Origin of the sequence: Myxococcus sp. AB056 (genome assembly GCF_006547365.1) — a bacterium.
GTDB lineage: Bacteria > Myxococcota > Myxococcia > Myxococcales > Myxococcaceae > Myxococcus > Myxococcus virescens.
In genome coordinates, this window is sequence record NZ_VHLB01000009.1 from 129,467 (window position 1) to 155,887 (window position 26,421).

Consider the following 26,421-nt stretch of genomic DNA (forward strand, 5'->3'; position numbering starts at 1 on the left):
CAGTCCATCGATATTCGCGCCGGGCCTCCCGGATTCACAGCGAGTCGCGAGGGCTCATGAGCGCACCTCCAGTGGCAGCTCCAACTCGAGCTGTGTGAGCGGAGTCGCCCCCAATCCCGCCCCCAGGAAGAAGCGCGCCAGGGGGCCTTCCGGCACGACGGCGCTTACGGCCAGCGGCTTCCCGGGCCACCGGGCGGCCAGGGCCCCCAGGAGCCTGCGGCCAGCACCCTGCCTCCGGGCCGAGGGCTCCACCCCCACGGACCGGACGACCAGCGTGGGCGCCGACACATCCGCCACCATCGCCACCGCGGGGCCCAGCCGGAACGCACGCGCGGGCAACGCCAACCCCATGACTGTCGCGGGAGCCAGTTGCCAGGGCAATCCCTCGGGAAGCAGCCGCGCGCACTCCCACGGGTCCACTTCCTCCAGCGCGGAGGCCCCCACCCAGGGCTCGGGCGTCCCCATGAAGCCCACCAGCCGGCGCACGCGCTGGAAGCCCAGCCGTTCGTAGAGCGACACCGCGGGTGCGTTCTGTTCGATGACCTCCAGAAGCATCCGGGTGTCGCCACGTGCTCGCGCATCCTCCAGCAGTGGGCGCAGCATGGCACCTCCCAGTTTGCGATTCCGCCAGGTGGGAACCACCCCCATGCCCGCCACGCGGCTCTCCCGTCCCCGGCGCGCCATCAACACGAGCCCCACGGGCTCCCCATCCACGCGCGCGACGCGGCTCTCCTCGAGCGAGATGTGCTCACTGCGCACGCGTGCATCGAACAGGCTGGGGGCATCCGGCACCGTGACGAAATACCCCTCGAAGGCGCGAGCAAACAGCGTGGAGAGGGTGCGCAGCGGCAGTTCCGAGGCGGGAGTCAATTGCATGAGGGGGCACGCATCCAAAAACCTGCGGGTCGAGTCAACGCACGAAGTCACGGGACTTCGCTGGAACCCGAAGGGTTTGCGCCCCTATGCTGCCAGCCGTGCGCCTCCCTTATCGAGCGTTTGCCATTGCCGTCCTGCTGAGCGTCGTCCCCTTCGCCCCCGCCGCCGCGCAAGGCGGCTCGGACGAGCCGCGGCTCCATGAGCTCCGCTTCGACTGGACCCGGGATGGCGTCAGCACCGGCGTGGCGGGCGTGCTGTGGATTTCCAGCGAGGCGTTCTTCAAAGACAACCTGGCCCCGGCGCAGTGCCGCTGGTGCGACCGCGCGCCGGATGGGACGGACCGCCTCAACCGGCTGGACCGCTGGGGACGCGGCATCGTCGGGTCGACGCCGTCCGCTCGCAAACGGGCCCACAACTGGAGCAACATCGTCGGCTTCGGCGCGCTGCCGGCGGGAGTGCTGGGCATCCAGTACGCCATCGGCCATGGCTCGGGCGCTCCGAGTCGCTACTTCGCCCAGGACGCCACCATCATCGTCCAGAGCGCGTTGTTCGCCTCCCTGGCGAACCAGACGGTGAAGTTCATCGCCGGTCGCGAGCGACCCTTCGTCCACATCCTGCCCGAGGACCAGAAGGCGCTCACCGACCATCCCAGCGACAACAACCTGTCCTTCTACAGCGGCCACACCAACCTCGCCTTCTCGCTGGTGGTGTCCGCGGGCACTGTCGCAGCGCTGCGCGGCTACAAGCACCAGGCGTGGCTCTGGGCGGTGGGCCTGCCCGTGGCCACCTCCGTGGGCCTGCTGCGCATGGGCGCCGACAAGCACTACCTCACGGACGTGGCCACCGGCGCATTGCTCGGCTCGGCGGTCGGCGTCGCCGTGCCCCTGCTGCTCCATGGCCGGAAGGGCGAGGCCACGCCGAACATCCAGTCAGGGCAGATCCAGATGGCGCCCGTGGCCAGCGCGCGGATGATGGGCATCTCCGGCACCTTCTAGTTCCGCGCCGGCATCGCCTCTCCGAGGCCAAACTCCGCGGGGGCGCCCTCTCCCTCTGCGGCCAGCGGGGGCAGCGAGCTCATGTCCCAGCGCTGGCCGGCGGTCCATGAGACGGCGCCCGTCACACCCCAGCCCGCGCGCAGGGCCTGACGGTCCTCGTACTCCAACCAGAAGATGGACTCCTGGGCCCTGGCCGCCTGGTCCAGGCAGGCGATGCGGGTGGCCGGACGTCCCGGGCCCTCCAGCGTCACCGCGAAGCCCTTGTGCGAGTGGCCGCACAGCATCCACTTCGGCAACACCGTGTCCACGAGCCGCCGCGTCACGGGATTGCCAATCCAATACGAGGGCAACGGCCTTGGCGGTGACGGGTTCTCCTCCCTCGCGCGCTGGACGATGCCTCGCGGCCATTCGTGGACCAGCATCAGGTCCACGTCGCGGAGCTCCGCCACCTGTTCGACCTCTGGCGTGCGGAAGTAGCCGGCCTGCTTCACCATGTCCGGCGTGGAGGGTGGCTTCAGCGGCTGGTCGACGAAGCGCGGCGCGTGGATGCCCGACAGGTACGCCACCCGCAGTCCGCACAGCTCGCGAACCCCGGCTCGGCCCAGGTACGTCACGTTCGGCGCCAGCGTGCCGCCCAGCTGGAGGTCGTGCAGCGCCTCGAAGTCCTCGTTGTTGCCCCCGATGAAGTACAGGGGCCGCTTCACTTGCCGGAGTCCATCCGCGTATTCCGCGAACTCGGCGGGCATGGCTCGCTTGGCGGCCTTGCGCCGGTGGTCATCCGCGCGGCGGAAGGCTTCGACGTCGCCTACCGCCAGCACCAGGTCCACCCGGCGGCCACGAGCCTGCTCAAGCGCGTCCAGCCACGTCTCCACACGGTGGAAGCGGCCATGGATGTCGCCCACGGCCGCGACAAGTAGGGGTTCCGGCATCTTGCTTGAAAGGCTGCACGCGCCGTACCGCCCTGTCGAGTCGAGATCATCTCATGTCGCCAATGCCTGACAGAACGCAACCTCCCCAGGCGGCCAAACCCCGGGCGCGAAGGATGACGCACCCCGTCCAACCCGTGCCATTGAAGTCCGAAAGCGGCCAGACAGCGGCCACCCGGTATGGGAGTTTGCCCTCCATGAACGGCCTGGACGCCAGCGCGTGCTACCGCGCGATGCAGACCCGAGATGCCCGCTTCGACGGCCGGTTCTTCACCGCCGTCCGAACGACGCGCATCTATTGCCGACCCATCTGCCCGGCCCGGACGCCCCGGTTCGAGAACTGCACCTTCTATCCGAGCGCCGCCGGGGCCCAGGAGGCAGGCTACCGGCCCTGCCTGCGCTGCCGCCCGGAGACGTCACCGGACCTCGCCTTCTGGCGGGGCACCTCCAACACCGTCGCCCGGGCCCTGGCGCTCATCGCCGAGGGCGGCCTGGATGACGACGGCGCCGGGGTGGAGGAGCTCGCGGGCCGGCTGGGCGTGGGCGACCGGCAGTTGCGGCGGTTGTTCCAGCAGCACCTGGGGGCCTCGCCCGTAGCCGTCGCCCAGACGCGGCGCGTGCTGTTCGCCCGGCAACTCCTGCACGAGACGACCCTGCCCATGGCCGAGGTGGCACTGGCCTCGGGGTTCCGCAGCGTCCGCCGCTTCAACGACGTGTTCCGCGCCCTCTACGGACGGCCGCCCAGCGCGCTCCGCAGGAGCCGGGCGCCAGTGGCCGAAGCCGCCGCGGGAGTCACACTCTTCATCCCCTACCAGCCCCCCTATGACTGGGAGGCGATGCTGGCGCACCTGGAGGCGCGGGCCCTGCCGGGACTGGAGCACCTCGAGGCCGGGCGCTACCGGCGGACGGTGGCGACCGCAGGCGGTCCCGGCGCCGTCGAAGTCTGCCGAGCCCCTGGACGCGACGGGTTGCTCGCGACGCTCCGCCTCCCCCAGGTCCAGGCCCTGCCCACAGTGGTGGGGCAGGTCCGGCGCGTCTTCGACGTGGGCGCGGACATGGACGTCATCCGGGAACACCTGTCCCGCGACGCCTGGCTGGCGCCGCTGGTGGCCCTGAGACCGGGGCTGAGGGCACCGGGAGGCTGGGACGGCTTCGAGCTCGCGGTCCGGGCCGTGTTGGGACAGCAAGTCACGGTCGCCGCGGCGCGCGGCCTGGGTGCGCGGCTGGTCGCGGCGTATGGCGAGCCCGCTGGCGTCGAATCGACGGGAGACGCGCGTCTGACGCACAGCTTCCCTCGGCCGGAGAGACTGGCGCGGGAGGACTTGAGCTCGCTCGGGATGCCCGCCGCAAGGGCCCGGACCTTGTCGAGCCTGGCCGCCGCGGCCGTCGCGGACCCGAGACTGTTCCAGCCGCGCGCCACGCTCGAGGAGACCGTGGAACGCTTCAAACGCATCCCCGGCATTGGAGACTGGACGGCGCAGTACATCGCGCTGCGCGCCGTGCGCGAAACGGATGCCTTCCCTTCGGCGGATGTCGCGCTGCTGCGCGCGCTCACGGGCGCCGACGGCGTGCGTCCCGCTCCGGATGAAGCGCTCCGCCGCTCCGAGGCCTGGAGCCCCTGGCGAGCCTATGCCGCGCAGCACCTCTGGGCCGCGGATGCCGCTCGGCCCGGGCCCGTCCCCCACCTTCCCCGTTCCCCTACGCGACAGAGAGATGACGATGCCCCCGCCGCTGCGTTTGCTCATGGACCGCGCCCCCACGCCCATCGGCTTGATGCTGGTCGTCTGTGACGAAGCGGGCTGCCTTCGCGCGCTCGACTGGGAGGAGTACGAGCCTCGGATGCTCCGGCTGCTGCGGCTTCACTACGGCGAGAATGGCTATGTGCTCGTTCCCGCGAGCGACCCGTTCGGCAGGACGACGGCGATGCAGACCTATCTGCGCGGAGACATCAGCGTCATCGAATCGCTGCCCGTGGCCACCGCGGGCACGCCCTTCCAGCGAGAAGTCTGGCGCGCGCTGCGTGACATCCCCGCGGGCTCCACGACCAGCTACGGCCAACTGGCCCAGCGAATCGGACGGCCCAAGGCCGTGCGCGCCGTGGGCATGGCCAACGGCGCCAACCCGATCGGCGTGGTGGTCCCCTGCCACCGGGTGGTGGGGGCCAACGCGTCGCTGACGGGCTACGGCGGGGGCCTGGAACGCAAGCAATGGCTGCTCGACCACGAGCGCCGCCATGCATCGCGCGGGACGACGCAGCCATCAACGCGCTGATGCCGTCGGACGCCTCGTCCTGAAGACAAGACGCCCGGCGGCATCACGCTCGGCGCGGGCTCAGCCGCAGCCCAGCGGGTACGTCACCTCCACCAACGAGCCCGCCTCGGGGGCCGAGGCACGGTCGAAGAGGATGGCATTCTCGCGGGCGTCGTACTCCCAGCCGGACGTCACGCGGACGCCGTCCACATCGACGACGATGCTGCCCGGATCTTCCGGCGTCTCGGACAGGGGAAACTTGCGGTTCGCGCCAAAGGTGCTGTCGGACAGCTTCTCCAACGAGCTGGCCCAGTTCGGCGTGCAGATGCTTTCCACCACGCCGCCCGTGGCCTCCGCCAGTTGGATGTAGCGGCTGCCCGAGCTGCTGGACGTGGGGCACCGGGCCAGGTCCGCTGGCCCGACGATGGCATTGACGCTCAGCTTCGAGCGGTCATTGCCCTTCAGCGCCAGCAGGTACGTCTCGTAGAAGGACACCGGCTGCGCGCTGAAGTCTTCCTCGTCCGACACGAAGATGATGGCCAGGCGGGCATCCTCGCGCAGGAAGCCCGCGTTGCCGTCGTTGGGCTGCGCGGTGCGCGGGTCATCCTCGTTGTAGAGCAGCGGGTCCGCCAACGCGCGGTAGGCGGCCTCCAGTCCCTGCTCGTTCCAATGGCAGACACCCACGCGGGTGTTGCTGGCGAAGACGCCCGCGGCATCCGGCGTCGCCGGGGTGATGATGCGCGGCCGGGAGCCGTCCACGGGGAACAGGCGGCCATTGTCTCCGCCCTGCGAGCCGCCCGGGCACTCGGACCAGCCGCCCGGCGACGGGTCCAGGCCCGTGGTGGTGACGCCGATGCGGTAGTCCACCGCGGCGCCGTCCGCCGCGCTCAGGAAGGCCGCGAAGTTCTGCCCCAGGCTCTGCTGCTCCTCCATCATCGACCCCGAGTTGTCGACCACGAAGAGCACGTCCACCTTCGCCTGTGACTCCTGGAAGAAGCGGTCCGTCTGCTCCGCCTTCGTCACGCCCTGTCCGACCATGCCCACCGTGTAGACGGAGCCGTCCGCCAGGGTGAAACGCAACGCCGCGGTGTCAGCACCGTCATCCACCGGGGCGTACGTCGCCGACAGCGGACGCGTGCTCTGGCTCGCCAGGGTCCACGGGGCGTTGCCGCCACCATCCAGGGTGAACTCGCCCGCGCCCGCGTCGAACGCCACCTGGCTCACCTGGATGGGCCCGACGCACGAGTTCACGGCCACCAACTCCCGAGTGCGCGGGCCGCACGCCAGCTTGGTGAGGCCGAAGTCCACCGTGGTGGGCTGCACCGCGAAGCACCCCACGACGCCCTCGCCCCGCAGCTCCACCAGCGGGTGTCCCTGCGTGGGGCTGTTCACCCAGGCCTCGGCCAGCCCCGAGAAGCCTCCTTCTTCGGACGGCTTGAAGCGGACCAGCAGCGTCGCCTTCGCGCCCGGCTCCAGCACGCCGTTGCGCACGGGAGACGCGGAGAACACCCCGTCCGAACCCTGGGCGAGCTGCATCGACGCCAGGTAGCACGCCTCCGTGCCCGAGTTCCGCAGCGTCACCCCCAGCGCCACCTCCGCGCCCACCGGCACCTTGCCGAAGTCCAGTTGCTGGGGCAGCACGTACTGGCACGGCGCGAACACCCGGCTGCGCCCCTCCAGCGCCACCGCCTCCGTGGCCGCGGAGCCGCTGTCACGCACCGTGACGGAGAGCTGTCCCTGGCTGGCGCCCGTGTTCCCCGCCTTGGGCCGGAAGGTGACGCTCACCCGGGCATTCTGCCCCGCGGGCACCATCACGCTGGCGGGCGCCTGGGCCAGGGTGAAGTAGCCGCCCTGGTGCGTGTCGAGTTGGAGGTCGGTGACGCTCACGTCCTCACGGCAACGGTTGTAGACGGTGACGTCGCGCGTCGCCGTCATGCCCTCCGCCACCGTGCCAAAAGCCAGTCGCCGAGGCAGCACCGTCACGCACGAGCCGCCACCTTCACCCGCCAGCGACACCTTGGGGCCCGGCGCGCTGGAGCCCTGCTCGCGCACGCCAATCTCCACCCGCCCGTCACGCACCTTGCCCACCGCCGCTGGCGTGAAGGCCACGCGCAGCTCCACCGCCGCGCCCGGCGCCAACTGCCCGTTGGCCACCACCGGCTCACTGGCGATGTGGAAGACGCCCTCCGAGCTGTCCACCAACTGCGAGCCCGAGAAGCTCAGCGGCTGCGTGCCCTGGTTGCGCACGGTGATGACCTGCTCCGCCGTGGCCCCCAGCGCCACGCGCCCGAAGTCCACGCGCAGCGGCGTCACCTCCAGCCTGGACGCCACGCCCGTGCCCGTTAGCGGCACCACCGCCGGCGCACACCCGTCACACACCACCACGTGCAGCGCCGCCTCGGCCGCGCCCAGCCGGCGCGGGGCGTAGGCCACAGGCACCACCAACGCCTCGCCCGGAGCCAGCGAGGAGGGCAGGCCCTGCCCGGCGGTGAACTGGTCGGCGTCCGTGCCCTGCACCGACAGCGTCAGCGGACTGTCCACGTCCGATGGGTTGCGCACCGTCACCTCGCGCATCTCCACCAGGCCCATGGCCACGTTGCCGAAATCGAGCGCCTCCGAGGGCACCTCGATGAAGGCCTTCACGCCGCGCCCGGACACCGGCACGCGCCCACCGACCTCCGCGTCCGTGATGATTTCCACCACGCCCTGAATCTCGCCCTCTACCTGCGGCAGGAAGTGGATTTCGATGTCCTGCTCGCCACCCGCGGACAGGATGAAGGGCTCGAAGGGGGGAATGTTGACGTTGGGCACGCTGGAGACGGCGCCTTCCACACGATAGGAAGCCCGGCCCGCATTGGCGATTCGCAGCTTGAACGTCTTGGTATGCCCCAGCGCCGCGGGACCGAAGTCCACAGTCTCAGGCCGGACGACGAAGGCGCTCTTTGCCCTCTGAGAGGCGGGCCGTTCACACGCCCCTCCCGCCACCATCACCGCTACCAATGCCACCAGCCCAAACGCCCTGCGCATAACGTCCTCCCCGCCCCACCGGGAGACGCCAGGAACACACCCTGGTTCACCTCACGGCTCAGCGGGGGGCCCTTTGCAACCCCGGTGCCCGGTCCGCCCACAGAGAGGCGAGGGGCGCTCCCACGCGGCACCCCTCTGACCTCGCAGGGAAACGCCAGAGCCCACCCGGGAAATGCGGGTGTCCTTTCGCAGGACACTCCTGAAATTCCTTCAGGAACTCCAGGTGCCACACAGACGAATCCTCCGTCTGGGCGGGGCAGGCAGCCAGGCGTCGCGGCTTCGCCCACTCTGAGTGGACCCGGAGGGGCCCGAGGATTTCAGGGACGCCTCCCCGCCTGAGGGGTCGCCAGATGTGGGATGCGGAGCGCAACCCAGGACGTTCCCCTGCATCCAGTGCGGTTCCGGCATGTTTCCCCCTACCGGAACACTTATTCAGTGGTAGATCGCCCGCCCATGTCCGAGCCCGACGTCATTTCCCTCAGAGGCGCCAAGGAGCACAACCTCAAGAACGTCTCCTTGGACATTCCCAAGAAAAAGCTCGTCGTCTTCACCGGCGTGTCTGGTTCGGGCAAGAGCTCGCTCGCCTTCGACACCCTCTACGCGGAAGGCCAGCGCCGCTACGTGGAGAGCCTCTCCGCCTACGCCCGGCAGTTCCTGGGGCAGATGGAGAAGCCGAAGTACGACACCATTCGCGGCCTGTCGCCCACCATCTCCATCGAGCAGAAGGCGGCCAGCAACAACCCCCGCTCCACGGTGGGCACCGTCACGGAAGTGCACGACTACCTGCGGGTGCTTTATGCCTCCATCGGAGTGCAGCATTGCCCCAACTGTGGCGTGAAGGTGGGCAAGCAGAGCGCGCAGCAGATTGTCGATGAAATCCTCAAGGCCCCCGCGGGCACCAAGCTCCAGGTGCTGGCGCCGCTGGTGACGAACCGCAAGGGCGAGCACAAGGACCTGCTCGCCGAGGCCCAGAAGCGCGGCTTCTCCCGTGCCCGCATCGACGGCGCGCTCAAGAGCCTGGAAGAGCGCATCGAGCTGGACAAGAAGTCCAAGCACGACATCGCGCTCGTCATCGACCGCGTGGTGCTCAAGCCGGACGTGAAGACGCGCCTCACCGACTCCGTGGAGACGGCGCTGCGCGAGGGCAAGGGCACGCTCATCATCACCGACGAGAAGGGCACGCTCGCCTCCGACCGGGTGATGTCCGAGCTCAATGCCTGCGCCAAGTGCGGCCTGTCCTTCGGTGATTTGACGCCCGCGTCCTTCTCCTTCAACAACCCCCTGGGCATGTGCACGGACTGCAACGGTCTGGGCACCAAGCCGGAGATGGACCCGGACCTCATCGTCCCGGACACGTCACGCAGCATCCGCGATGGCGCCATCGAACCGTGGGCCGGCAGCATGAACCGCGGCGAGGGCTGGACGGCCGACTTCGTGGAGAGCCTGGCCAAGGCCTTCAAGATCGATCTGGACGTGCCCTACGCGAAGCTGAGCAAGCGCGAGAAGGACACGCTGATGTACGGCGCCAGCGGCAAGTCCTTCACCGTCGCGTGGGGCGAGGGCGGCAAGTACAAGATGGAATGGGAGGGACTGGTCGAGCGCATGATGCGCAACTTCAAGACGACCACCTCCGAGGCGCGCCGCACCGAGCTCCAGAAGTACTTCAGCGACAAGCCCTGCCCGTCCTGCAAAGGCGAGCGCCTGAAGCCGGAGAGCCGCGCGGTGAAGGTGCACGGGCGCAGCATCGTCGAGCTGAGCCGGCTGACCATCTCCGACTCACTGGGCTTCCTGGGCGACATGGCCCTGTCCGCGCACGAGCGGAAGATCGCCACCGAGCTGCTGAAGGAGATTCGCAGCCGCCTGTCCTTCCTGGTGGACGTGGGCCTGGGCTACCTGATGCTGGACCGGACCGCGTCCACCCTGTCGGGCGGTGAGAGCCAGCGCATCCGGCTGGCGTCGCAGATGGGCAGTGAGCTGACGGGCGTCATCTACATCCTGGATGAGCCCTCCATCGGCCTGCACCAGCGCGACAACGGCAAGCTGCTGCTGACCCTCAAGCGCCTGCGGGATTTGGGCAACTCCGTCATCGTCGTGGAGCACGACGAGGAGACGATGGAGGAGGCGGACTGGCTGGTGGACTTCGGTCCGGGCGCAGGCGAGCTGGGCGGCCAGGTGGTGGCCCAGGGCACGCCGGAGCAGGTCATGGCGAACGAGGCCAGCTCCACCGGCGCGTACCTCTCCGGGCGGCAGGAAATCGAGATTCCACAGGAGCGCCGCAAGCCGGACCCGAAGCGCAAGCTGGTCATCCAGGGGGCGCAGGAGAACAACCTGAAGAACGTGGACGCGGAGATTCCGCTGGGCGTCTTCAGCGCGATTACCGGCGTGTCCGGGGCGGGCAAGTCCACGCTCATCAACGAGATTCTCTTCCCGGCCCTGGCGCGGCACCTCTACGAGAGCCGTGAATCCCCGGGCAAGCACAAGGCCGTGCTGGGCATGGAGCACCTGGACAAGGTCATCGACATCGACCAGCGCCCCATCGGCCGCACGCCGCGCAGCAACCCGGCCACGTACACCAAGCTCTTCGACAACATCCGCGAGGTGTTCGCGATGACGCCCGAGGCGCGCGCGTTCGGCTACGGGCCGGGCCGCTTCAGCTTCAACATCAAGGGCGGCCGCTGCGAGGCGTGCGAAGGCGACGGCGTGAAGCTGGTGGAGATGCACTTCCTGGCGGACGTCTACGTGCCCTGCGAGGTCTGCGCCGGCAAGCGCTTCAACGAGGCCACCCTGCGCGTGCGCTACAAGGGGAAGAACATCGCCGAGGTGCTCGACATGAGCGTGCGCGAGGCGATGGAGCACTTCGGTGCGCACCGCGACATCATGCGGGTTCTGCAGACGCTCCATGACGTCGGCCTGGGCTACATCCGCCTGGGGCAGCCCTCCCCCACCCTGTCCGGCGGCGAGGCCCAGCGCATCAAGCTGGCCCGCGAGCTGGCGCGCGTGGCCACCGGCCGCACCCTCTACATCCTCGACGAGCCCACCACCGGCCTGCACTTCGAGGACATCCGCAAACTGCTGTCCGTGCTCAACCGACTGGTGGAGGCAGGCAACAGCGTGCTCGTCATCGAGCACAACCTGGACGTCATCAAGAGCGCGGATTGGATCATCGACCTGGGCCCCGAGGGCGGCGCGGGCGGCGGCAGGATTCTGGCCGCTGGCACGCCCGAGCAGGTCGCCGAGGTCGAAGGCAGCCACACCGGCCGCTACCTGGGCCACGTGCTGACCAAGGCCCGCAGGGCCCGCGTGGGCGTGCGAGTGGACGACCCGGTGCCCGTGAAGAAGGGCGCGCGGGGCTGACGACGCACCGCGCAATGCCTCCTGGGAAAATGGAGCGGGGGGACGGGGGTGCCTTCATTCACCCCCATCCCCTCGCACCACCTTGGAGGAAAGACATCATGGGAAATGATAGGGATATTCCAATGCCTGTCAAACTCAGCCAGGCGACTTGAGTTGTATCAACAAACACACACGCCCATCGGAATGACGCAGGCAGTCGTGCGGGAGATTTCCGGCGTGGGTGCGGCCAGGAAAGCGCCGGGTGGCGCGGCGGGCCCCTTTCGTTCGGTGGAGTCCCGGCGGCCCGTTGGGTAGGGTGCGACTTCTCGGAATCTAGGAGCCCCCACCTTTCGTCACGAGGGAGCACCCCGTCGTATGGCCCAGGCACCCGCCGCGCAGAGCAACAAGTTCCCGCCGCAAATCCCCTTCATCATCGGTAACGAGGCGTGTGAGCGCTTCAGCTTCTACGGGATGCGGAACATCCTCACGGTGTTCCTCATCGACTACCTGCTGCGCACGCAGATACCGGACAACGCGCTGCGCGAGGCCGAAGCGAAGAGCCTGATGCACACGTTCATGGCGGGCGTGTACTTCTTCCCGCTCATCGGCGGCTACCTGGCGGACCGGTTCTTCGGGAAGTACCGCATCATCCTGGGGCTGAGCCTGGTCTACTGCCTGGGCCACGCGTGCCTCGCCGTCTTCGAGAACAACGTCACGGGGTTCTTCACGGGCCTGGCGCTCATCGCCATTGGCAGTGGCGGCATCAAGCCCTGCGTGGCGGCCATGGTGGGGGACCAGTTCAATGAGTCCAACAGCCACCTGGTGAAGAAGGTCTTCGCCATCTTCTACTGGACCATCAACTTCGGCTCGTTCTTCGCGTCGTTGTTCATCCCGCTGCTGCTCAAGCACTTCGGGCCGTCGGTGGCCTTCGGCATCCCCGGGGTGCTGATGTTCATCGCGACGTTCATCTTCTGGGCGGGCCGTCACAAGTACGTCCGGGTGCCGGCCACGGGCGCCAACCCGCACAGCTTCTTCAAGGTGGTGGCCAGCGCGCTGCGCAACCGCGGCCAGGGCGGCGGCTGGCTGGACGGCGCGAAGCGGGAGCACCCCGAGGAGGCCGTGGACGGCGTGAAGGCGGTGTTCCGGGTGAGCGCGCTGCTGCTCCCCTTCGTGCCCTTCTTCTGGATGCTCTTCGACCAGAAGGCGTCCACGTGGGTGGTGCAGGCCCGGTCCATGGACCCGCAGGTGGGGCCGTTCACCTTCCAGGCCAGCCAGATGCAGTTCATCAACCCGCTGCTGGTGATGATTCTCATCCCCTTCCTGACGGCCGTCGTCTACCCGGCCTTCCAGCGCTTCGGCTGGGAGCTGACGCCGCTGCGGCGCATGCCCCTGGGGCTGGTGGTGGGCGCGCTGTCCTTCATCATCGCCGGCATCTTCCAGGTCACCATGGAAGGCGGCACGACGCTGAACATCGCGTGGCAGATTCTGCCGTACATCGTCCTGACGCTGGGCGAAATCCTGATGTCCACCACGGGCCTGGAGTTCGCGTACACGCAGGCCCCGCGCGAGATGAAGGGCACCATCCAGAGCGTGTGGCTGGTGACGAACACGCTGGCCAACGCGGCGGTGGCCATCACCGCGAAGCTCAACGTCTTCACGGGCTCCGGGCAGTTCTTCTTCTATGCCGGCTTCGCCCTGGTGGCCGCAGTGGGAATGGCCCTGGTGGCCCGCCGCTACGTGGTGCGCGACTACTACCAGACGTCCGCGCCCATCCCCACCGAGGAGCGCTCCGCTGCCGGTGTGACTCCCGGCTCGGCGAAGTCCGCGTAGCCAGGCGGTCAGCCCGCGCAGTGAACGCCGGTGCACCCATGAGGTGTGCCGGCGTTTGTGTTTCAAACGTGGCGCCAGCGGTCCGCGAACAGAAACGCCGGCGCCCCCATCGGGACGCCGGCGTCTGGACTTCAATCAGCGGGGAGTTCGCGACCGCTCAGGCCGCCGCCACCGAGCTGCCCTGCTGCTCGGGGGTGGGCGCGGCGGGCTTCACCTCGTCCGTGCCGTGCATCATCCGCTTGAGGATGGGCGACACGACGAGCAGCAGCACGCCAGCGATGCCCGTCCCCACGGTGATGAAGAGGAACACGCGGAACTCGCCCAGCCTCCCCGAGTACCCGCCGAAGACGCCGGCCAGCTTGTTCGCCGCCGCGTTCGCGAGGAACCACACGCCCATCATCGCGGAGACGATGCGCGCCGGCGCCACCTTGGTCACCATGGACAGGCCCACGGGCGACAGGCACAGCTCACCCATGGTGTGCAGCAGGTAGGCCATCACCACCCACCACGCCGCCGCCTTGCCCGTCGAGGCGCTCTCGCTGGAGGCGCCCAGCATGAAGAGGAAGCCGGCGGAGAGGAACAGCAGGCCCATGCTCATCTTCACCGGGATGCTCGGAGCCTTGCCGCGCGCGGACAGCCAACTCCACAGGCCGGCGAAAACCGGCGCCAGCGTGACGATGAAGATGGAGTTGAAGTTCTGGAACCAGGTCGTGGGCACTTCCCAGCCCAGGATGCTGCGGTCCACCTTCGCGTCCGTGTAGAGGTTCATCAAACCGCCGGCCTGCTCGAACCCCGTCCAGAAGGCGACGACGAAAAGCGCCATGATGAAGATGACGAGGATGCGGTCGATCTCTTCGCGGGTGAAACCCTTCTTCTCCGGAGTGCCCGGCGTCGCCTCGGCGGCGGCCACCATCTTCTCCGGCACCAGGCCCACCGTCCCCAGCAGCTTGCTCTGCAGCGACAGGAAGGCGACCAGGCCCAGGAACATGCCCACGCCGGCGGCGCCGAAGCCCCAGTGCCAGCCCACGCGCTCGCCCAGCGTGCCGCAGATGAAGTTGCCGAGCACCGCGCCCAGGTTGATGCCCATGTAGAAGATGGTGAAGGCGCTGTCGCGGCGGCCATCACCGGGCGCGTACAGCCCGCCCACCATGGTGGAGATGTTCGGCTTGAAGAAGCCGTTGCCGATGATGAGGAATCCCAGGCCCGCGTAGAACATCGTCACGCTGGGGAGCGCCAGGACGAGGTGGCCTATCATCATCAACACGCCACCGAGCACCACCGCCCGGCGCTGCCCCATGTAGCGGTCCGCGATGAAGCCACCGGCGATGGGCGTCAGGTACACCAGGCCCGTATAGGTGCCGTAGAGACTGAGTGCATCCGCGTCGGACCAGCCAAAGCCTCCGTTGACCTTGCTCGTGAGGAAGAGCACGAGCAGGCCACGCATGCCGTAATAGGACATGCGCTCCCACATCTCAGTGAAGAACAGGAGGTAGAGCCCTCGCGGGTGCCCCTTGCGGGCGTCAACCGCGGCTACGGTGCCTTGCATGCAGGTCGTTTCCTTGAAAAAGGAGAGGTGCGACGAAAAAGGAGCGTGACTGTAGCAGACACGCGGGCCGTGCCCAGGAGGACACCTGAGCGGGTAGGGAATTCCCCTTCTCCGTCGCCCGGACGCCGTGGGCTCGGGCGGGGCCTTTGCGTCCTGCGTCAGCCCAGGCGGCCGACGCGCGGCTCGGACGCGAGGTCGGGCATGCCTCCCGTGACACGGGGCGCCACGGGGCGCAGCGGCAGGCGGACCTCCACCTGCGTGCCCTCCCCCGGAACACTGCTCAGGTCGATGGTCCCGCCGTGCTGGATGATGATGCGGCGGCTGAGCGCCAATCCCAACCCCGTCCCCTCGCCCGCCGCGCGGGTGGAGAAGAAGGGCTGGAAGAGCCGCTCCATGTCCTCCGGGCGGATGCCCACCCCGTCATCACCGATGGTGACGATGGCCTCCTCCGCCGTGCTGGCCGTGGAGATGCGCACGCGGCCCTTGTCGCCCACCGCGCGCAGGGCGTTGTCCAGGAGGTTGAGCCACACCTGGTTCAGGGCGCCTGGGTTGCCCCGGATGGGCTCGCTGCAGTGGTACGCGCGCTCCACCTTGACGCCCGACGGCACCTTCCACGCCAGCACGCTCAGGGTGGAGTCCAGCGACGAGTCCAGGGACAGCACCACCGGGGACTCGCTGGTCCGCGTGAAGGAGAGCAGGGACTCGGCCAGGTGGCGGATGCGCTGGCCACACTCCTCCACCACCTCCAGCATGGCCTTGCTCAGCTCCACGTCGGCGGAGCCACCCGTCAGCATGTCCTTGAGCGGCAGCAGCGCGTTCATCAGCCCGTTGAGCGGATTGCGCACCTCATGCGCGAAGCCGGACGTGAGCAGGCCGATGGCCGCCAGCCGCTCGTTCTCCGCGGCGCGCACGGCCGCCTCGCGCAGGCGCAACTGGGTTTCGATGCGCGCCAGCAGCTCGTTCGGGCTGAAGGGCTTGCCCAGGTAGTCATTGGCCCCGGTGCCCAGGCCCTCCACCTTGGCCGTCACCTCCTGGCGCGCGGTGAGGAGGATGACGGGGATGTCCACCGTCTGCGGGTCATTGCGCAGGGCGGTCAGCATCTGCAGACCGGACATGACGGGCATCATCACGTCCGACAGGATGAGGTCCGGCCGCTCGCGCAGCGCGCGCTGGCGCCCGTCGTCGCCGTTGATGGCCTCCATCACCCGGTAGTGCTGGGCCAGCAGCCGGGCGAGGAAGCTCCGAATCTCCGGGTCATCCTCCACCACCATGATGCGGGGCGACTCGGGCCCCGGCCCCGCGTGGTCCCTGGCCGGAGGAGGCGACGCGCCCAGGACATCCGCCCCCGTCGGCTCCAGCGAGGGGAAGGCCCCGGAGATGCGGCGCTCGCGCCGCACGGGCATGACGGCCTGACGGCGCTCGCGCAAATCCTCGCGGATGTGCGCGGTCCCCTTGGGCAGCCGCACGTGGAAGACGGAGCCCTGCCCCAGTTCGCTCGTCACGGAGATGCCGCCGGCGTGCAGCTCCAGCGTCTCCTTCACCAGCGCCAGGCCAATGCCCGAGCCACCAAAGCGCCGGGTGCCGCTGTTATCCGCCTGGGAGAAGCGGTCGAAGATGACGGGGATGTCCTGCGGGGCGATGCCCTGGCCGGAGTCCTCCACCTCGACGTGCACCTCCAAGTCGTCCTCGCGCACGCGCACCGTCACCCCACCCTTCTGGGTGAACTTCAGCGCGTTGCCGAGCAGGTTCTGGAAGACGATGTCGATGCGCTCGTGGTCCACGTGGACGGGCGTCACCGTGGAACCCTCCAGCCGCAGCGTCACGCCCTGCCGCTCCGCCATGGTGTGGAACGGCGGCACCACCGTGCTCAGGAAGCCGAACAGCTCTAGCGGCTGGTAGCGCAGCCGCGCCTTGCCCGACTCCAGTTGCGCCAGGTCCAGCAGGTTGTTGATGAGCCGCAGCAGGCGCTGCGCGCTGCGCTCCATGTTCGTCACCAGCGGAGGCAATTCGGGCGGCAGTGACTCCGCCTCCTTCGCCAGCGCCTCCAGCGTCAGCAGGATGAGCGTGAGCGGCGTGCGCAGCTCGTGGCTGACGTTGTCGAAGAACTCGCTCTTGAGGCGGTCCAGCTCCTGCTGCCGCGTGAGCGACGCCTCCAACTTCGTATTGGCCTCGGACAGCTCCTGCGTCCGCTCGGCCACGCGGTCCTCGAGCGCCTTGTTGGCGGCGAAGATTTCCTCGTTGCGCCGCTGCAGGTCCTCCAGGGACGTCTGCAGGCCCTGGTGCTGCTCCGACAGCTTCTCGTCCTTGCGCAGCAGGGCCGCCCGCGTGTCCAGCCACGCCCCCGCCGCCACGCCCACCATGCCCAGTGAGCTGACCGCGAAGATGGGGGGCGCCAGGTTCAACGTGCCCGACACCAGGCCGGCCACCATGCCCGCCATGCCGCCCACGATGTAGCGCCACGCCAGGGGCGGCAGGCTCTGCCAGCGGATGTCGTACTCGCAGCAGTCCGCTCCATCCACCTGGCAGCGCAGCTCCTTCACCTCCGCCAGGGGCAGGTTCCAGATGGCGGGGAACGCGGACAGGTTGCCCTGGCGCGCGCGGCAGAAGTTGCGATCTCTTTCACGGATGCGGCTGACGTAGCGCACCTTCACCCGCGAGTCGGTGAGCGTGTCGATGTGGAAGCCGCCCACCCGGTTGTACGTGTGGTCCAGCTCCAGCGCGCGCTCGTAGACGCTGCGCGGCGTGGCCAGCGCCTTCATCATGTAATAGAGGAAGCCCACCGCCTCCGGACTGGCGATGCTGCGCCCCGCCTTCGTCATGAAGTCCGGATCACCGGAGTCCTTGTCGAGCACGTCGAAGAGGCGCTCGGTGAACCCCACGGAGACGAAGTTGGTGAGCGTCTCCACGTACGCCAACGTCAGCGGCAACGCCTCGCGCTGCCACACTCGCACCAGTCGGTCCCGGCCGTAGGTCCGCTCGTAGTACAACATCACGCTGCGCAGCATCCGGACACTCAGCTCGGGTGTGTCGGGGGCTGACGGTGCGGAGGCCAGTTCCGCGGGGACGGTCAACGCTTCACTCCTTCGGTCGTCAACACCATCGCATATTTGAGGGTGTCGGCGTCGTCCAGGAGTGCGAGGAAGCGTTCACAGAAAGCGTCATAGGGGCCGGCGCCCCCGAAGAAGGGCTCGGCGAGCGGGCGCAGCGTCCGGAAGCGGATGACCCAGTCCTCGCGGAGCCGCGCGTCCACCGCGCCCGCCGCCACGTAGAACGGGGAGATGTGCACGCGCACATCCACCAACCCGGCCTTGCGGAACAGGTGGAACAGCTTGCGGCCCGCGTGCAGGTCGAAGCGCGCCGCGCGCAGGGCGGCGAGCAGCTTCTGGCTCTCCTCCTGGAGGTCCTCCGGAAAGGGCCAGTTCCACAGCCCCACCCCGTCGATGTCCGCCACCACCACGCGCCCACCGGGGCGGACCACGCGCACCAGCTCCGCCAGCGCGGGGCCCGGCTCTCCCAGGTACTCGAAGACGTACTGGCACCAGACGTAGTCGAAGTGGTCGGCGGGCAGATGTGTATCCGGCAGCGCGCCCTGACAAAGCTCCACGTTGGGCCTGCCCGCCAGCAGTCCCCGGGCCGCCGCCAGGTGTGCGGGCTGCGGCTCGATGCCCACCACGCGGCCGTGCGGCCCCACCACGTCCAGCATCTCCGAGGTGATGACGCCGGGACCGCAGCCCACATCCAGTGCGGCGTCCCCGGGCCTCAGGCCGGTGAGCCTCAGCCGCTCCGCGTAGGAGGTGGCGCTCGCCTGCGCTTGCAGGCGATGCACCTCCTGGGCCGACTCCATCAGGTAGGTCATGCCGCGATGTCCTTGTCATCCACCCGGCTCCCCCCCCGGCCATGGACCGCCAGCCGCTCGAAGACGGCGAGCAGGTAGGCATTCCAGTCACGCACGAGCCGGCGGTGGGCCGTGAACTCCATCACCTTGCCCAGGTTGTGGAAACCCAGTGCCTCCAGGGCGGGCAGGTCCGCGTCCGAGGCCAGGCACTCCGCGGTGGAGCGGCCCCGCCGGGCCGAGTTCGCCACCGCGTGTGTCACCAGCGCCTGGCGCACGGCATCCGCTTCCCGTGCATCCGGCTCCACCATGACGAGTGAGAAGGCGTTGTACCACTCCGCCCAGAAGAGACCGGGCGACGAGTCCTCCATGAGGACGAACCCCTGGGGCCCGTCCTTGCCCTCGACCATGGCGATGCTGCGCGAGCGCCGCAGCCGCGCGTCCGAGTAGCGCCCGCCCAGCGTCCCCATGGTCATCTCGCCCTCCACCAGGTCCGAGCTGCGCAGCCGCACCACGTCCTGCGTCTCCCGCAGGTGCTGCTCCAGCCAGCGCAGGTCGGACGTCTCCGCGGGGCGCACGCGCAAATCGCTCCGAGGCGGCGGCAACGCGGCGTCCACGGGGAGCCGGCACGGCGTGAAGGCATGCAGGCAGCTCAGGCCCGGGCGCTCCAACCGGCTGGCGATGGCGCCGTAGATTCGCGACGTCCACCGGTTGCGGCAGCGCCACAGCGCGCGCAGGTACTCCACGTCGTCCAGGCTCTCCGCATAGTCGGCCGCGAGCGCCACCAGTTCCTGGGAGATGGATTCGTGCCGGTGGTAGCCCGGCCGCACCACCAGGTGCTGCGACAGCCAGGTGCGCGAGTAGATGCGCAGCCCGGAGATGTGGCCGTAGAGGCGGCCCTCGCGCTGATAGACGATGGCCTTGGACAGGCCGTGGATGCCGTTGCCCAGCCGCTGGTGCGCGTCCACCAGCGGCTCGGGCGTCGCCGTCTCGTGGAAGGGGTAGTCGGGAAAGCGGACGTCCGCGGAGCGGAACAGGTCCCACACGTCGGAGAAGGGTAGTTCGGACGCATCACGCGCGTCGGGACACCGCGCCTTGATGAAGGCGTCCAGGATGGCGGCGCGGGCCTCCGGCGCCAGCTCCAGGATGCGCAGGCCGCAGCGGCGCGGGCGGCTCATGCTGGCGCCCTCCTCCGTCACCGTGAGCTGCCCGGTGTCCTGCACCTGGGCGCGGCAGCGCGAGCGCGTGCCGTCTGGCAACTGCAGCATCACGTCGTCCAGCACCAGCCCCGGCGGAAAGGCCTCCCGGCCCGCGTCGAAGGGAAAGGCAAAGCCGCCGGTGTGCAAATCCAACAGCGGGCGGACGATGGCCTCCCCCGTCAGCGGCGAATTGAAGGACACCGCGAAGGGCCGCTCTGCGGAGGAGCGGAAGCGCAGGCTGTTGCGGCGGTGGTGCAGGCTCAGCGTGCGCGGCAGGGCCACCTCCACCTGGTTCGGCTCCGAGTTCAGCACCGCCGTGGTGCCCACATGGCACACGCCGCCAAAGTCCAGGCACAGCCGCACCACGTCTCCTGGATGGAAGAGCGTGCCCGGCTGCGACTGCTCGCACAGCACCAAGCGAGACTCCTCTGGCAGCACCTCCGCGCGGGAGAAGTCCACCAACCGGTTGCCTTCGTGCGTGCGCAGCCCGAAGCCCACCCCCGCGCGCACGGCGCGGCGCAGCAGGCCGCGGATGCGCACCGAGTCGTTGAGCAGCGGCGCGGCGGAAGAGCGCGCGTGCTCCACGGGGCGCTCCAGCGACACGCCCAGGTGGAAGCCCTGGCCTTCGTGCGCGCGCAGCGGGCGCACCATGCGCACCGTGGCATGGCCGGCGCGCAGCACCAGCGTGTCGCCGCGCAGCACCTGGAGCCCTTCCAGCTCCGTGCCCGGCGTGAGCCGCTCGATGCGCACGCTGGACTCCAGGCGCAGGCCCAGTCCTCCCGTGGCCACGTCGAGAAGCCGCGCGCGGAACGTCGTGCCATCCGCCGTGAAGCAGGCCTCCAGGACGCCGTGCGGCTCGCGGCGCTCGGACTCGCGAAGCTCCAGCAACTCCTGGACGGCGCGGCGCAGCGCCGGGCTGGGGTCATCCTCCAGCGTGAAGAACATGTGCCCCGCGGCGGCCACGTCCACCAGGCTGTGGTGGGCCTGCGCATTGTCCCTGGGGCAGAGCACCGCGCGGATGGAGCGCGGGGTGTAGCGCTCCAGATCCTTCAACAACCGGGGAAAAATGTCCGGATGCGTCAACACCAGCGCGGGAGCGGTTTTCGTGAGGAATTCGACCGCCTCCTGCCGGTTGGAGGCCTCGAGCACTTCGTAGCCATCCAGCAAGGCGCGGAGCCGTCCACGACGCTCCGCCTCCGGATGCACGACCAGCACTGCGCGCGTCGTCACGGTCATATGTCCTCCTCCACCGGGTCAGAGCCGCCTGCCCCCGGATGAACCACTTCACGGGTCGGAATGTGACCGCCAGCCTCCACCGCCCCGCCGGAGCTTCCGACGGCGACCCCTCACATTCCCCCCCGTGGTTCGAAGTTCCCAGATGCAATGGCCGAACCGCATGCGCGGCGTCCGGCCCGGCTCGCCATCTTACCGGACCTCATGGGGAAGGGAGTGCCCCAGCATGAGGACAGGGCGGATGTTGGAAAAGGGCCGCCCGCCTGATTCGCGGCCACCCGGGCATCAGCGAAGTGGGGCAAACCGCACCCTGGCCGGCACTTCAAGTCCCGGTTAAAGGTGGGACTCGGGAGGTGCCATGCGCGCCGAAGTCGACTACGCGAAGGAAATCCAGGAGTTCAAGCGTTCCATGAACGCAGTCATCCTGGCGCACTATTACCAGGAGAGCGAAGTTCAGGACCTCGCGGACTTCGTGGGAGACAGCCTCGCGCTGGCGCAAGCCGCGGCGAACACGAAGGCAGACGTCATCGTCTTCTGCGGCGTCCATTTCATGGCGGAGACGGCGAAGATTCTCAATCCGTCCCGGCAGGTGCTGCTGCCGGACCTCAAGGCCGGCTGTTCGCTGTCGGACCGGTGCCCGCCGGGAGCCTTCAAGGCGTTCAAGGACAAACACCCGAACGCCTTCGTGGTGAGCTACGTCAACAGCTCCGCCGCGGTGAAGGCCATGAGCGACGTCATCTGCACGTCGTCCAACGCGGTGAAAATCGTGAACCAGGTGCCGAAGGACCGGCAGATTCTCTTCGCGCCGGACCAGCACCTGGGCCGCTACGTGATGAAACAGACGGGCCGCGACATGGTGCTGTGGCCGGGCAGCTGCATCGTCCACGAAATCTTCAGCGAGAAGAAACTGGTACAGCTGAAGGTGGAGCACCCGGAAGCGGAAGTGGTGGCCCACCCCGAGTGTGAGCAGGCGGTGCTGCGCCACGCGGACTTCATCGGCTCCACCAAGGCGATTCTGGATTACGCGGTGCGTAGTCCGAAGCAGCAGTTCATCGTGGTGACGGAGGCGGGCATCATCCACCAGATGAAGCGGGCCGCGCCGAACAAGACGTTCATTCCCGCGCCGCCGGACAACGGCTGCGCGTGCAATGAGTGCCCGTACATGCGGCTGAACACGCTGGAGAAACTCTGGCGATGCATGAAGGAGCGCACGCCCGAGCTGACCATGCCCGAAGACCTGCGCGAGGGTGCTCGCGCGCCGCTGCAACGCATGCTGGACTGGTCTCAGTAGTCTGCGGATGAACGGCAGCAGCGGACATTTGCCAACTCGCGTCTTGCACCCCGCGAAGCACAATGCGATGGAGCCACCGTGGCCTTCCGATTCCTCGCAGTCCCCGCGCACCGACTGGTGAACTTCCCCCAGACGTTGCCGGACGATGAGCGCCTCGAGCCGGAGCTGCCTCCGGTCCATGAGGCGGTGGAGCGCGCGCTCACCGGCGCTGAATTCCGAGACATGCGAGCCAAGGACAGGCTGCGCATCCTGCTACAGGGGGACCGCCCTCCGTCGCTGGGCGCGCCCGAGACGGGCTTCGGCCCATCCGCCATCTTCGCGCATCCTCCCCAGGACCTCCCGGCGCTGCTGCGGCTGGCGGACGAGTTGGAGAACCTGGCGCGCCGCGAGGCGGGTGAGCGCGCCCTGGTGTGGAAGTGCGGAGATTGCGGCGCCCGGTACGCGGTGCCGGTGGCCCTGGTGCGCCAGGTGTCCATCCGCTGCGAGCGCTGCGGCACGCCGGTGGAGCTGGCGGCCACGCGCAGCCTGGGTGAGGAGTCCCTCATCGACCCGTTCCTGGGCGCGGTGAATCACAGCCGCAAGGAGCTGGCCGCCTTCTTCCGCGAGGCAATGGCCCGCGGCTGGCCGGTGCTGGTGGCCGAGGACAAGCGCGTGCCACGCCCGCCGCCCTCGGCCTGACGGCGGCCGGCGGAAAACGGGTTCTCGCGCCGCACGGGGGACGGTAGCCTTGCCGGCCCCATGCGGCGCGCGCTCGTCCCTCTCCTGCGATGTCCCCGGTGCCGGCGTGGCGCCCTCCAGCCGGAGGTAGACGCCCCGGTGCTCTTCTTCGGCCCGCTGCGCTGCCAGGCGTGCGGCGCCAGCCACCCGGTGGCCGAGGGCGTCGCCGACCTGGTGGTGGACCCCGCCGCGTCCGGCCCGCTGCAACGTGGCATGGAGCAGCGCTGGGTGGCGCGCTCCTATGAGCGCTACATGCGCCCCGTGCTCCAGCGCGCCCTCACCCGCCAGCCGCTGGATGGCGACAGCGAGTTCGTCCTCTACCGCAGCCTCCTGGGCAAACCCGAAGGCACCGTGTTGGACGTGGGCTGCGGCACGGGGCTGCTCGCGCGGCGGCTGGCCCATGAGCCCGACGCGCCGCCCGTGGCCGCGCTCGACGTGTCCCGCGCCATGCTGGAAGAGGGCGTGGCCCAGGTGCGCGAGGCCGGCGTCGCCGTGGACTTCCTGCGCGCCGAAGCCCCCTACCTCCCCTTCCACGACGGTGTGCTGGGCGCGGTGCTGATGAGTGACGCGCTGCCCTTCGTCGCAGACCTGCCCCGGATGATGATGGAGGTCCACCGCGTGCTGCGTCCCGGAGGCCGCTGGGTGGCCAGCACCTACGCTTCGCCGGGAGCGCCTCGGGCGCTGCTCCACCGCGGCGTGGGCCTGCATCCACGTGGGGAGGCCGAATTGCGCCGGGAGGCCGCGGCGGCGGGCTTCGTGCGCTTCGAGCGCGTGTCCCTGCCGTCGCTGCTGGTGGTGAAGGCGGAGAAGGGCTCCGCCCAGACGCCTAGATGAAGATGCCCGCGGACGCGTCGTAGCGCGCCTCGTCAAGCTGCAGGTTCGCGGGCTGGCCGCGCAGCGCGTCCATCACCTGGCGCTTGGGCTTCTTGCACTTGCTGCAGTCGCACGAACCCTTCTTGCACGTGCAGTCCGCCTTGCTGCCGCACTGGCACTTGGCGGCCATGAGCGAGTCCAGCACATCCAACGGGCGCTCCACGCCACTGGTGGAGGGGTCGACAGCCTTCGGCGTGGCTTCCGCGGCCTTCGCTTCCGGGGCCGGACGCCGGTGGGCCTCGCAGGCCTCCGCCGCGCCCGGTGCCAGGAGCAGGCCGCTCGCCATCAGCCCTCCGGCCACCCACATTCCGATGCGCGTCATGTTGCTCTCCTCGGGGCACTCCAGGCGCCCCTGCTCAAACGGCGCCTATACCGCAGCCCTCCCCGACTGCCAAGGCCGACAGCCATACCTTTGTCTACCTGGAAAACAGGCGCTGGCCGGGTTGCAAGGACGGCTCGCCGTGCAGGGAGGCGCCGCGTACAGTCCGCGACGTCCGTGACGCCCCGACACTCCCGCCTCGTCCATGCCGCCGCGCTCGTCCTGGGGGTGCTCCCCCTGTGGGTGTCGCGCCACCTGCCCCTGGTGGACCTGCCCCAGCACCTGTACCTCATCTCCGTCCTGCACCGGCTGGATGACCCCACCACGCTGTACCCGCAGCTGTTCGCCGCGCGTCACGCGCTGACGCCGTACCTGGGCTACTACTACCTGGTCAGCGGTCTCAACTGGCTGCTGCCGCTGGAGATGGCCAACCGCGTCTTCCTCTCCGCCTACGTGGTGGGCCTGCCGCTCAGCCTCGGATTCCTGCTGCGCAGCCTGGGCCGGCCCACCTGGCCCGCCCTGCTGGCGCTGCCCTTCGCCTACGGCGACAGCTTCAACTGGGGCTTCATCAACTACTGCGCCGCGCTGCCGCTGACGCTGCTGTGCTGCGGCCTCTTCGTGCGGACGCTGGAGGACACACCCCGCCGCCGGACGTGGGGCATCGGGTTGGCGGTGTGCCTGGTGGCGGTGCTTCTCTTCCACGTGCAGGCCTTCGGGTTCCTCGCCTTCGGGCTACCCTTGCTGCTGCTCACCACGCCGGTGCCCGAGGACGCACAGGCCCGTGGGCTCGCCGCGCGGCTGCGGCCTCGCGTGCCCGCGCTGCTGGGGGTGGTGCCCGGGGTCGCGCTGTTCCTCGGCTGGGTGGTGCTTCGCTTCGGCGAGCCCGCGGACATCCAGCCCGGGGTGCCCTGGAAGGCGTGGGGGCCCACGTTCTCTCCACAGAACCTGGCGTGGAAGGGCTTCGAGCAGAACCGCGCCGAGTTCTTCCAGGTGCTCGCCAACACCTTCCGGGATGGCTCGGACCGGTGGGCCCTGTACGCCGTGGGCGCGGTGGCGGTGGCGGGCTGGGTCGCGGGGCTGCTGCGGCCGGAGCGCTCCGCCACCCAGGGCCTGGTGGCGCGCTCGCGGCTGATGGGGCTGGGCCTGCTGGCCCTGGCGCTCTACTTTCTGCTGCCCTTCGACATCCGAGGCTACGTCTACTACCTCAACACGCGCTACGCGCACCTGGCCGCCGCGCTCCTGGTGGCCACCGTCCCGGCGGCCATCCCCGCGTGGCGGAGGCCCCTGCGCGTCGCCGCCCTGGCGTGCGCACTGGTGCTGGCTTTCGTCATGGCGCGCGGCTACCGCGCCTTCTCTCGGGAGGCGCAGGCCGAATGGGGGCCGCTGGTGGCCGCCACCGCCCCGCGCCCCCGTGTCATGGGGTTGATGTTCGACCCCGGCTCCCGGGTGGTGCGACAGCCCGTCTTCATCCACAGCGCGGCGGTGCTGGCCCGGGCGCGCGGTGGCGTGCCCAACTTCACCTTCGCGTCCACGCCGCACTCCCCGCTGCGCTACACCGGCGAGGAGCCCCCCACCTTCCCCTCCGAATGGCGGCCGCAGCAGATGGACTACGAGCGGCAGGGCGTCTGGTACGACCACTTCCTCGTCCGCGGTGCGTCGCCGTCGCGAGTGTTCGGTCCGCGGCTCCAATCCGAGCTGGCCGTGGTGGCGGAGCCGGGCAAGAGCGCGCTGGTGCGCCGGCGCTGAGTCCTCCGCCGCTCGCGGCACTGTGACCTGGTGGGCGCAATCCCCGCGCGGGGCATGCCCCGGGGCGGGCGCCGTGCAGTAGAAGGTCCGGTATGAGTTCCTCCTCTTCGGACCCTCGCTCCCTGCTGGACGCCTTGCGCTCCGGCGCGCCGCTGCCCGCCTTTCCCGCCGAAGCGGTGGAGTCCGCCCGCGCTCTGGCGCGCGACGTGTCCCAGGCCGCCCTCGCGCGCGTGGAGGCCCTTCCGGAGCCCCTGGCCCTGGCCGTGCTCGAGGCCGCCGTGTCGGACGGGCACACCGTCCTGCCGGAGGCCCTGGCGTCCTCGTCGGTGAAGCCCCTGGCCAAGGCCGCGAAGAAGGCGCTGTACCAGCTTCGCTCGCGGGGCGTCGCCGTGGCCGGGCCCGCGCGTGCCGCCCCGGCCGAGCCGCCC

Annotated in this window: 17 protein-coding genes and 1 pseudogene; 10 read left to right on the forward strand and 8 right to left on the reverse strand. The window is 69.5% G+C overall.

Annotated elements, in window-relative coordinates:
* Nucleotides 1-54: 54 nt before the first annotated feature.
* Nucleotides 55-876, reverse strand: coding sequence for a GNAT family N-acetyltransferase (locus tag FMP39_RS06525; protein WP_141589113.1), 822 nt, complete (start codon nucleotides 874-876; stop codon nucleotides 55-57).
* 86 nt (nucleotides 877-962) lie between these two features.
* Here FMP39_RS06525 and FMP39_RS06530 point away from each other — a divergent pair, with 86 nt between their 5' ends.
* Nucleotides 963-1,871, forward strand: a complete 909-nt coding sequence (locus FMP39_RS06530; RefSeq protein ID WP_141589114.1) for a phosphatase PAP2 family protein — start codon at nucleotides 963-965, stop codon at nucleotides 1,869-1,871.
* On the opposite strand, the gene FMP39_RS06535 is transcribed toward FMP39_RS06530, so the two are convergent.
* Complete coding sequence (locus FMP39_RS06535; RefSeq protein WP_141589115.1) at nucleotides 1,868-2,800, reverse strand: metallophosphoesterase; 933 nt, start codon at nucleotides 2,798-2,800, stop codon at nucleotides 1,868-1,870. The genes FMP39_RS06530 and FMP39_RS06535 overlap by 4 nt on opposite strands.
* A gap of 194 nt (nucleotides 2,801-2,994) precedes the next feature.
* Between FMP39_RS06535 and FMP39_RS06540 the strand changes: the two genes are divergently transcribed.
* Nucleotides 2,995-4,587 carry an AlkA N-terminal domain-containing protein gene (locus FMP39_RS06540; RefSeq protein WP_141589116.1) on the forward strand — a complete coding sequence of 531 codons (1,593 nt, stop codon included), beginning with the start codon at nucleotides 2,995-2,997 and terminating at the stop codon, nucleotides 4,585-4,587.
* Nucleotides 4,541-5,068: a methylated-DNA--[protein]-cysteine S-methyltransferase gene (ogt, locus tag FMP39_RS06545; RefSeq protein ID WP_141589117.1), complete on the forward strand. Its 528-nt coding sequence runs from the start codon at nucleotides 4,541-4,543 to the stop codon at nucleotides 5,066-5,068. The genes FMP39_RS06540 and ogt overlap by 47 nt, the downstream gene beginning before the upstream one ends.
* Nucleotides 5,069-5,128: 60 nt before the next feature.
* Here ogt and FMP39_RS06550 read toward each other — a convergent pair whose 3' ends face one another.
* A complete protein-coding gene (locus FMP39_RS06550; RefSeq protein ID WP_141589118.1) occupies nucleotides 5,129-8,074 on the reverse strand; it encodes a choice-of-anchor D domain-containing protein in 2,946 nt (981 codons plus the stop codon).
* A gap of 453 nt (nucleotides 8,075-8,527) precedes the next feature.
* Between FMP39_RS06550 and uvrA the strand changes: the two genes are divergently transcribed.
* Nucleotides 8,528-11,428 (forward strand): excinuclease ABC subunit UvrA, encoded by a 2,901-nt coding sequence (gene uvrA / locus FMP39_RS06555; protein WP_141589119.1) that lies wholly within the window; start codon nucleotides 8,528-8,530, stop codon nucleotides 11,426-11,428.
* Between the two features lie 354 nt (nucleotides 11,429-11,782).
* Nucleotides 11,783-13,237, forward strand: coding sequence for a POT family MFS transporter (locus tag FMP39_RS06560; RefSeq protein WP_141589120.1), 1,455 nt, complete (start codon nucleotides 11,783-11,785; stop codon nucleotides 13,235-13,237).
* A gap of 157 nt (nucleotides 13,238-13,394) precedes the next feature.
* On the opposite strand, the gene FMP39_RS06565 is transcribed toward FMP39_RS06560, so the two are convergent.
* The 4 genes from FMP39_RS06565 to FMP39_RS06580 form a co-directional block, all read right to left on the reverse strand.
* Nucleotides 13,395-14,783: a peptide MFS transporter gene (locus FMP39_RS06565; protein WP_141589121.1), complete on the reverse strand. Its 1,389-nt coding sequence runs from the start codon at nucleotides 14,781-14,783 to the stop codon at nucleotides 13,395-13,397.
* 158 nt (nucleotides 14,784-14,941) lie between these two features.
* The gene (locus tag FMP39_RS06570) at nucleotides 14,942-17,854 is read right to left on the reverse strand and encodes an ATP-binding protein (protein ID WP_141589122.1); all 2,913 of its coding nucleotides are present in this window, start codon (nucleotides 17,852-17,854) and stop codon (nucleotides 14,942-14,944) included.
* On the reverse strand, nucleotides 17,851-18,639 hold the full coding sequence (locus tag FMP39_RS06575; protein WP_141589123.1) for a methyltransferase domain-containing protein: 789 nt from the start codon (nucleotides 18,637-18,639) through the stop codon (nucleotides 17,851-17,853). Before FMP39_RS06575 ends, FMP39_RS06570 begins: the two co-directional genes overlap by 4 nt.
* On the reverse strand, nucleotides 18,636-21,050 hold the full coding sequence (locus tag FMP39_RS06580) for a hypothetical protein (protein WP_141589124.1): 2,415 nt from the start codon (nucleotides 21,048-21,050) through the stop codon (nucleotides 18,636-18,638). Before FMP39_RS06580 ends, FMP39_RS06575 begins: the two co-directional genes overlap by 4 nt.
* 355 nt (nucleotides 21,051-21,405) lie before the next feature.
* Between FMP39_RS06580 and nadA the strand changes: the two genes are divergently transcribed.
* The 3 genes from nadA (at nucleotide 21,406) to FMP39_RS06595 (ending at nucleotide 23,889) form a co-directional block, all read left to right on the forward strand.
* Complete coding sequence (gene nadA, locus FMP39_RS06585; RefSeq protein ID WP_141589125.1) at nucleotides 21,406-22,338, forward strand: quinolinate synthase NadA; 933 nt, start codon at nucleotides 21,406-21,408, stop codon at nucleotides 22,336-22,338.
* A gap of 78 nt (nucleotides 22,339-22,416) precedes the next feature.
* Nucleotides 22,417-23,016, forward strand: coding sequence for a hypothetical protein (locus FMP39_RS06590; protein ID WP_141589126.1), 600 nt, complete (start codon nucleotides 22,417-22,419; stop codon nucleotides 23,014-23,016).
* 60 nt (nucleotides 23,017-23,076) lie between these two features.
* A complete protein-coding gene (locus tag FMP39_RS06595; protein WP_228557721.1) occupies nucleotides 23,077-23,889 on the forward strand; it encodes a class I SAM-dependent methyltransferase in 813 nt (270 codons plus the stop codon).
* Here the strand turns inward: FMP39_RS06595 and FMP39_RS06600 are convergent.
* Entirely contained in the window at nucleotides 23,882-24,250 is a 369-nt protein-coding gene (locus FMP39_RS06600) for a metallothionein (protein WP_141589127.1), read from the reverse strand. The genes FMP39_RS06595 and FMP39_RS06600 overlap by 8 nt on opposite strands.
* Before the next feature lie 174 nt (nucleotides 24,251-24,424).
* Here FMP39_RS06600 and FMP39_RS06605 point away from each other — a divergent pair, with 174 nt between their 5' ends.
* Nucleotides 24,425-25,993 carry a hypothetical protein gene (locus FMP39_RS06605; protein ID WP_194858266.1) on the forward strand — a complete coding sequence of 523 codons (1,569 nt, stop codon included), beginning with the start codon at nucleotides 24,425-24,427 and terminating at the stop codon, nucleotides 25,991-25,993.
* Nucleotides 25,994-26,085: 92 nt separating this feature from the next.
* A pseudogene (locus tag FMP39_RS06610) lies at nucleotides 26,086-26,421 on the forward strand (hypothetical protein); the annotation flags it as partial.

What these genes read in the sequence shown, in the direction of transcription:
- FMP39_RS06560 (WP_141589120.1), top strand. Translation starts at nt 11,783, where the DNA reads ATGGCCCAGGCACCCGCCGCGCAGAGCAACAAGTTCCCGCCGCAAATC.
- FMP39_RS06530 (WP_141589114.1), top strand. Translation starts at nt 963, where the DNA reads ATGCTGCCAGCCGTGCGCCTCCCTTATCGAGCGTTTGCCATTGCCGTC.
- FMP39_RS06565 (WP_141589121.1), bottom strand. Translation starts at nt 14,783, where the DNA reads ATGCAAGGCACCGTAGCCGCGGTTGACGCCCGCAAGGGGCACCCGCGA.
- FMP39_RS06550 (WP_141589118.1), bottom strand. Translation starts at nt 8,074, where the DNA reads ATGCGCAGGGCGTTTGGGCTGGTGGCATTGGTAGCGGTGATGGTGGCG.
- FMP39_RS06525 (WP_141589113.1), bottom strand. Translation starts at nt 876, where the DNA reads ATGCAATTGACTCCCGCCTCGGAACTGCCGCTGCGCACCCTCTCCACG.
- FMP39_RS06580 (WP_141589124.1), bottom strand. Translation starts at nt 21,050, where the DNA reads ATGACCGTGACGACGCGCGCAGTGCTGGTCGTGCATCCGGAGGCGGAG.
- FMP39_RS06540 (WP_141589116.1), top strand. Translation starts at nt 2,995, where the DNA reads ATGAACGGCCTGGACGCCAGCGCGTGCTACCGCGCGATGCAGACCCGA.
- FMP39_RS06535 (WP_141589115.1), bottom strand. Translation starts at nt 2,800, where the DNA reads ATGCCGGAACCCCTACTTGTCGCGGCCGTGGGCGACATCCATGGCCGC.
- FMP39_RS06575 (WP_141589123.1), bottom strand. Translation starts at nt 18,639, where the DNA reads ATGACCTACCTGATGGAGTCGGCCCAGGAGGTGCATCGCCTGCAAGCG.
- uvrA (WP_141589119.1), top strand. Translation starts at nt 8,528, where the DNA reads ATGTCCGAGCCCGACGTCATTTCCCTCAGAGGCGCCAAGGAGCACAAC.
- nadA (WP_141589125.1), top strand. Translation starts at nt 21,406, where the DNA reads ATGCGCGCCGAAGTCGACTACGCGAAGGAAATCCAGGAGTTCAAGCGT.
- FMP39_RS06600 (WP_141589127.1), bottom strand. Translation starts at nt 24,250, where the DNA reads ATGACGCGCATCGGAATGTGGGTGGCCGGAGGGCTGATGGCGAGCGGC.
- ogt (WP_141589117.1), top strand. Translation starts at nt 4,541, where the DNA reads ATGGACCGCGCCCCCACGCCCATCGGCTTGATGCTGGTCGTCTGTGAC.
- FMP39_RS06595 (WP_228557721.1), top strand. Translation starts at nt 23,077, where the DNA reads ATGCGGCGCGCGCTCGTCCCTCTCCTGCGATGTCCCCGGTGCCGGCGT.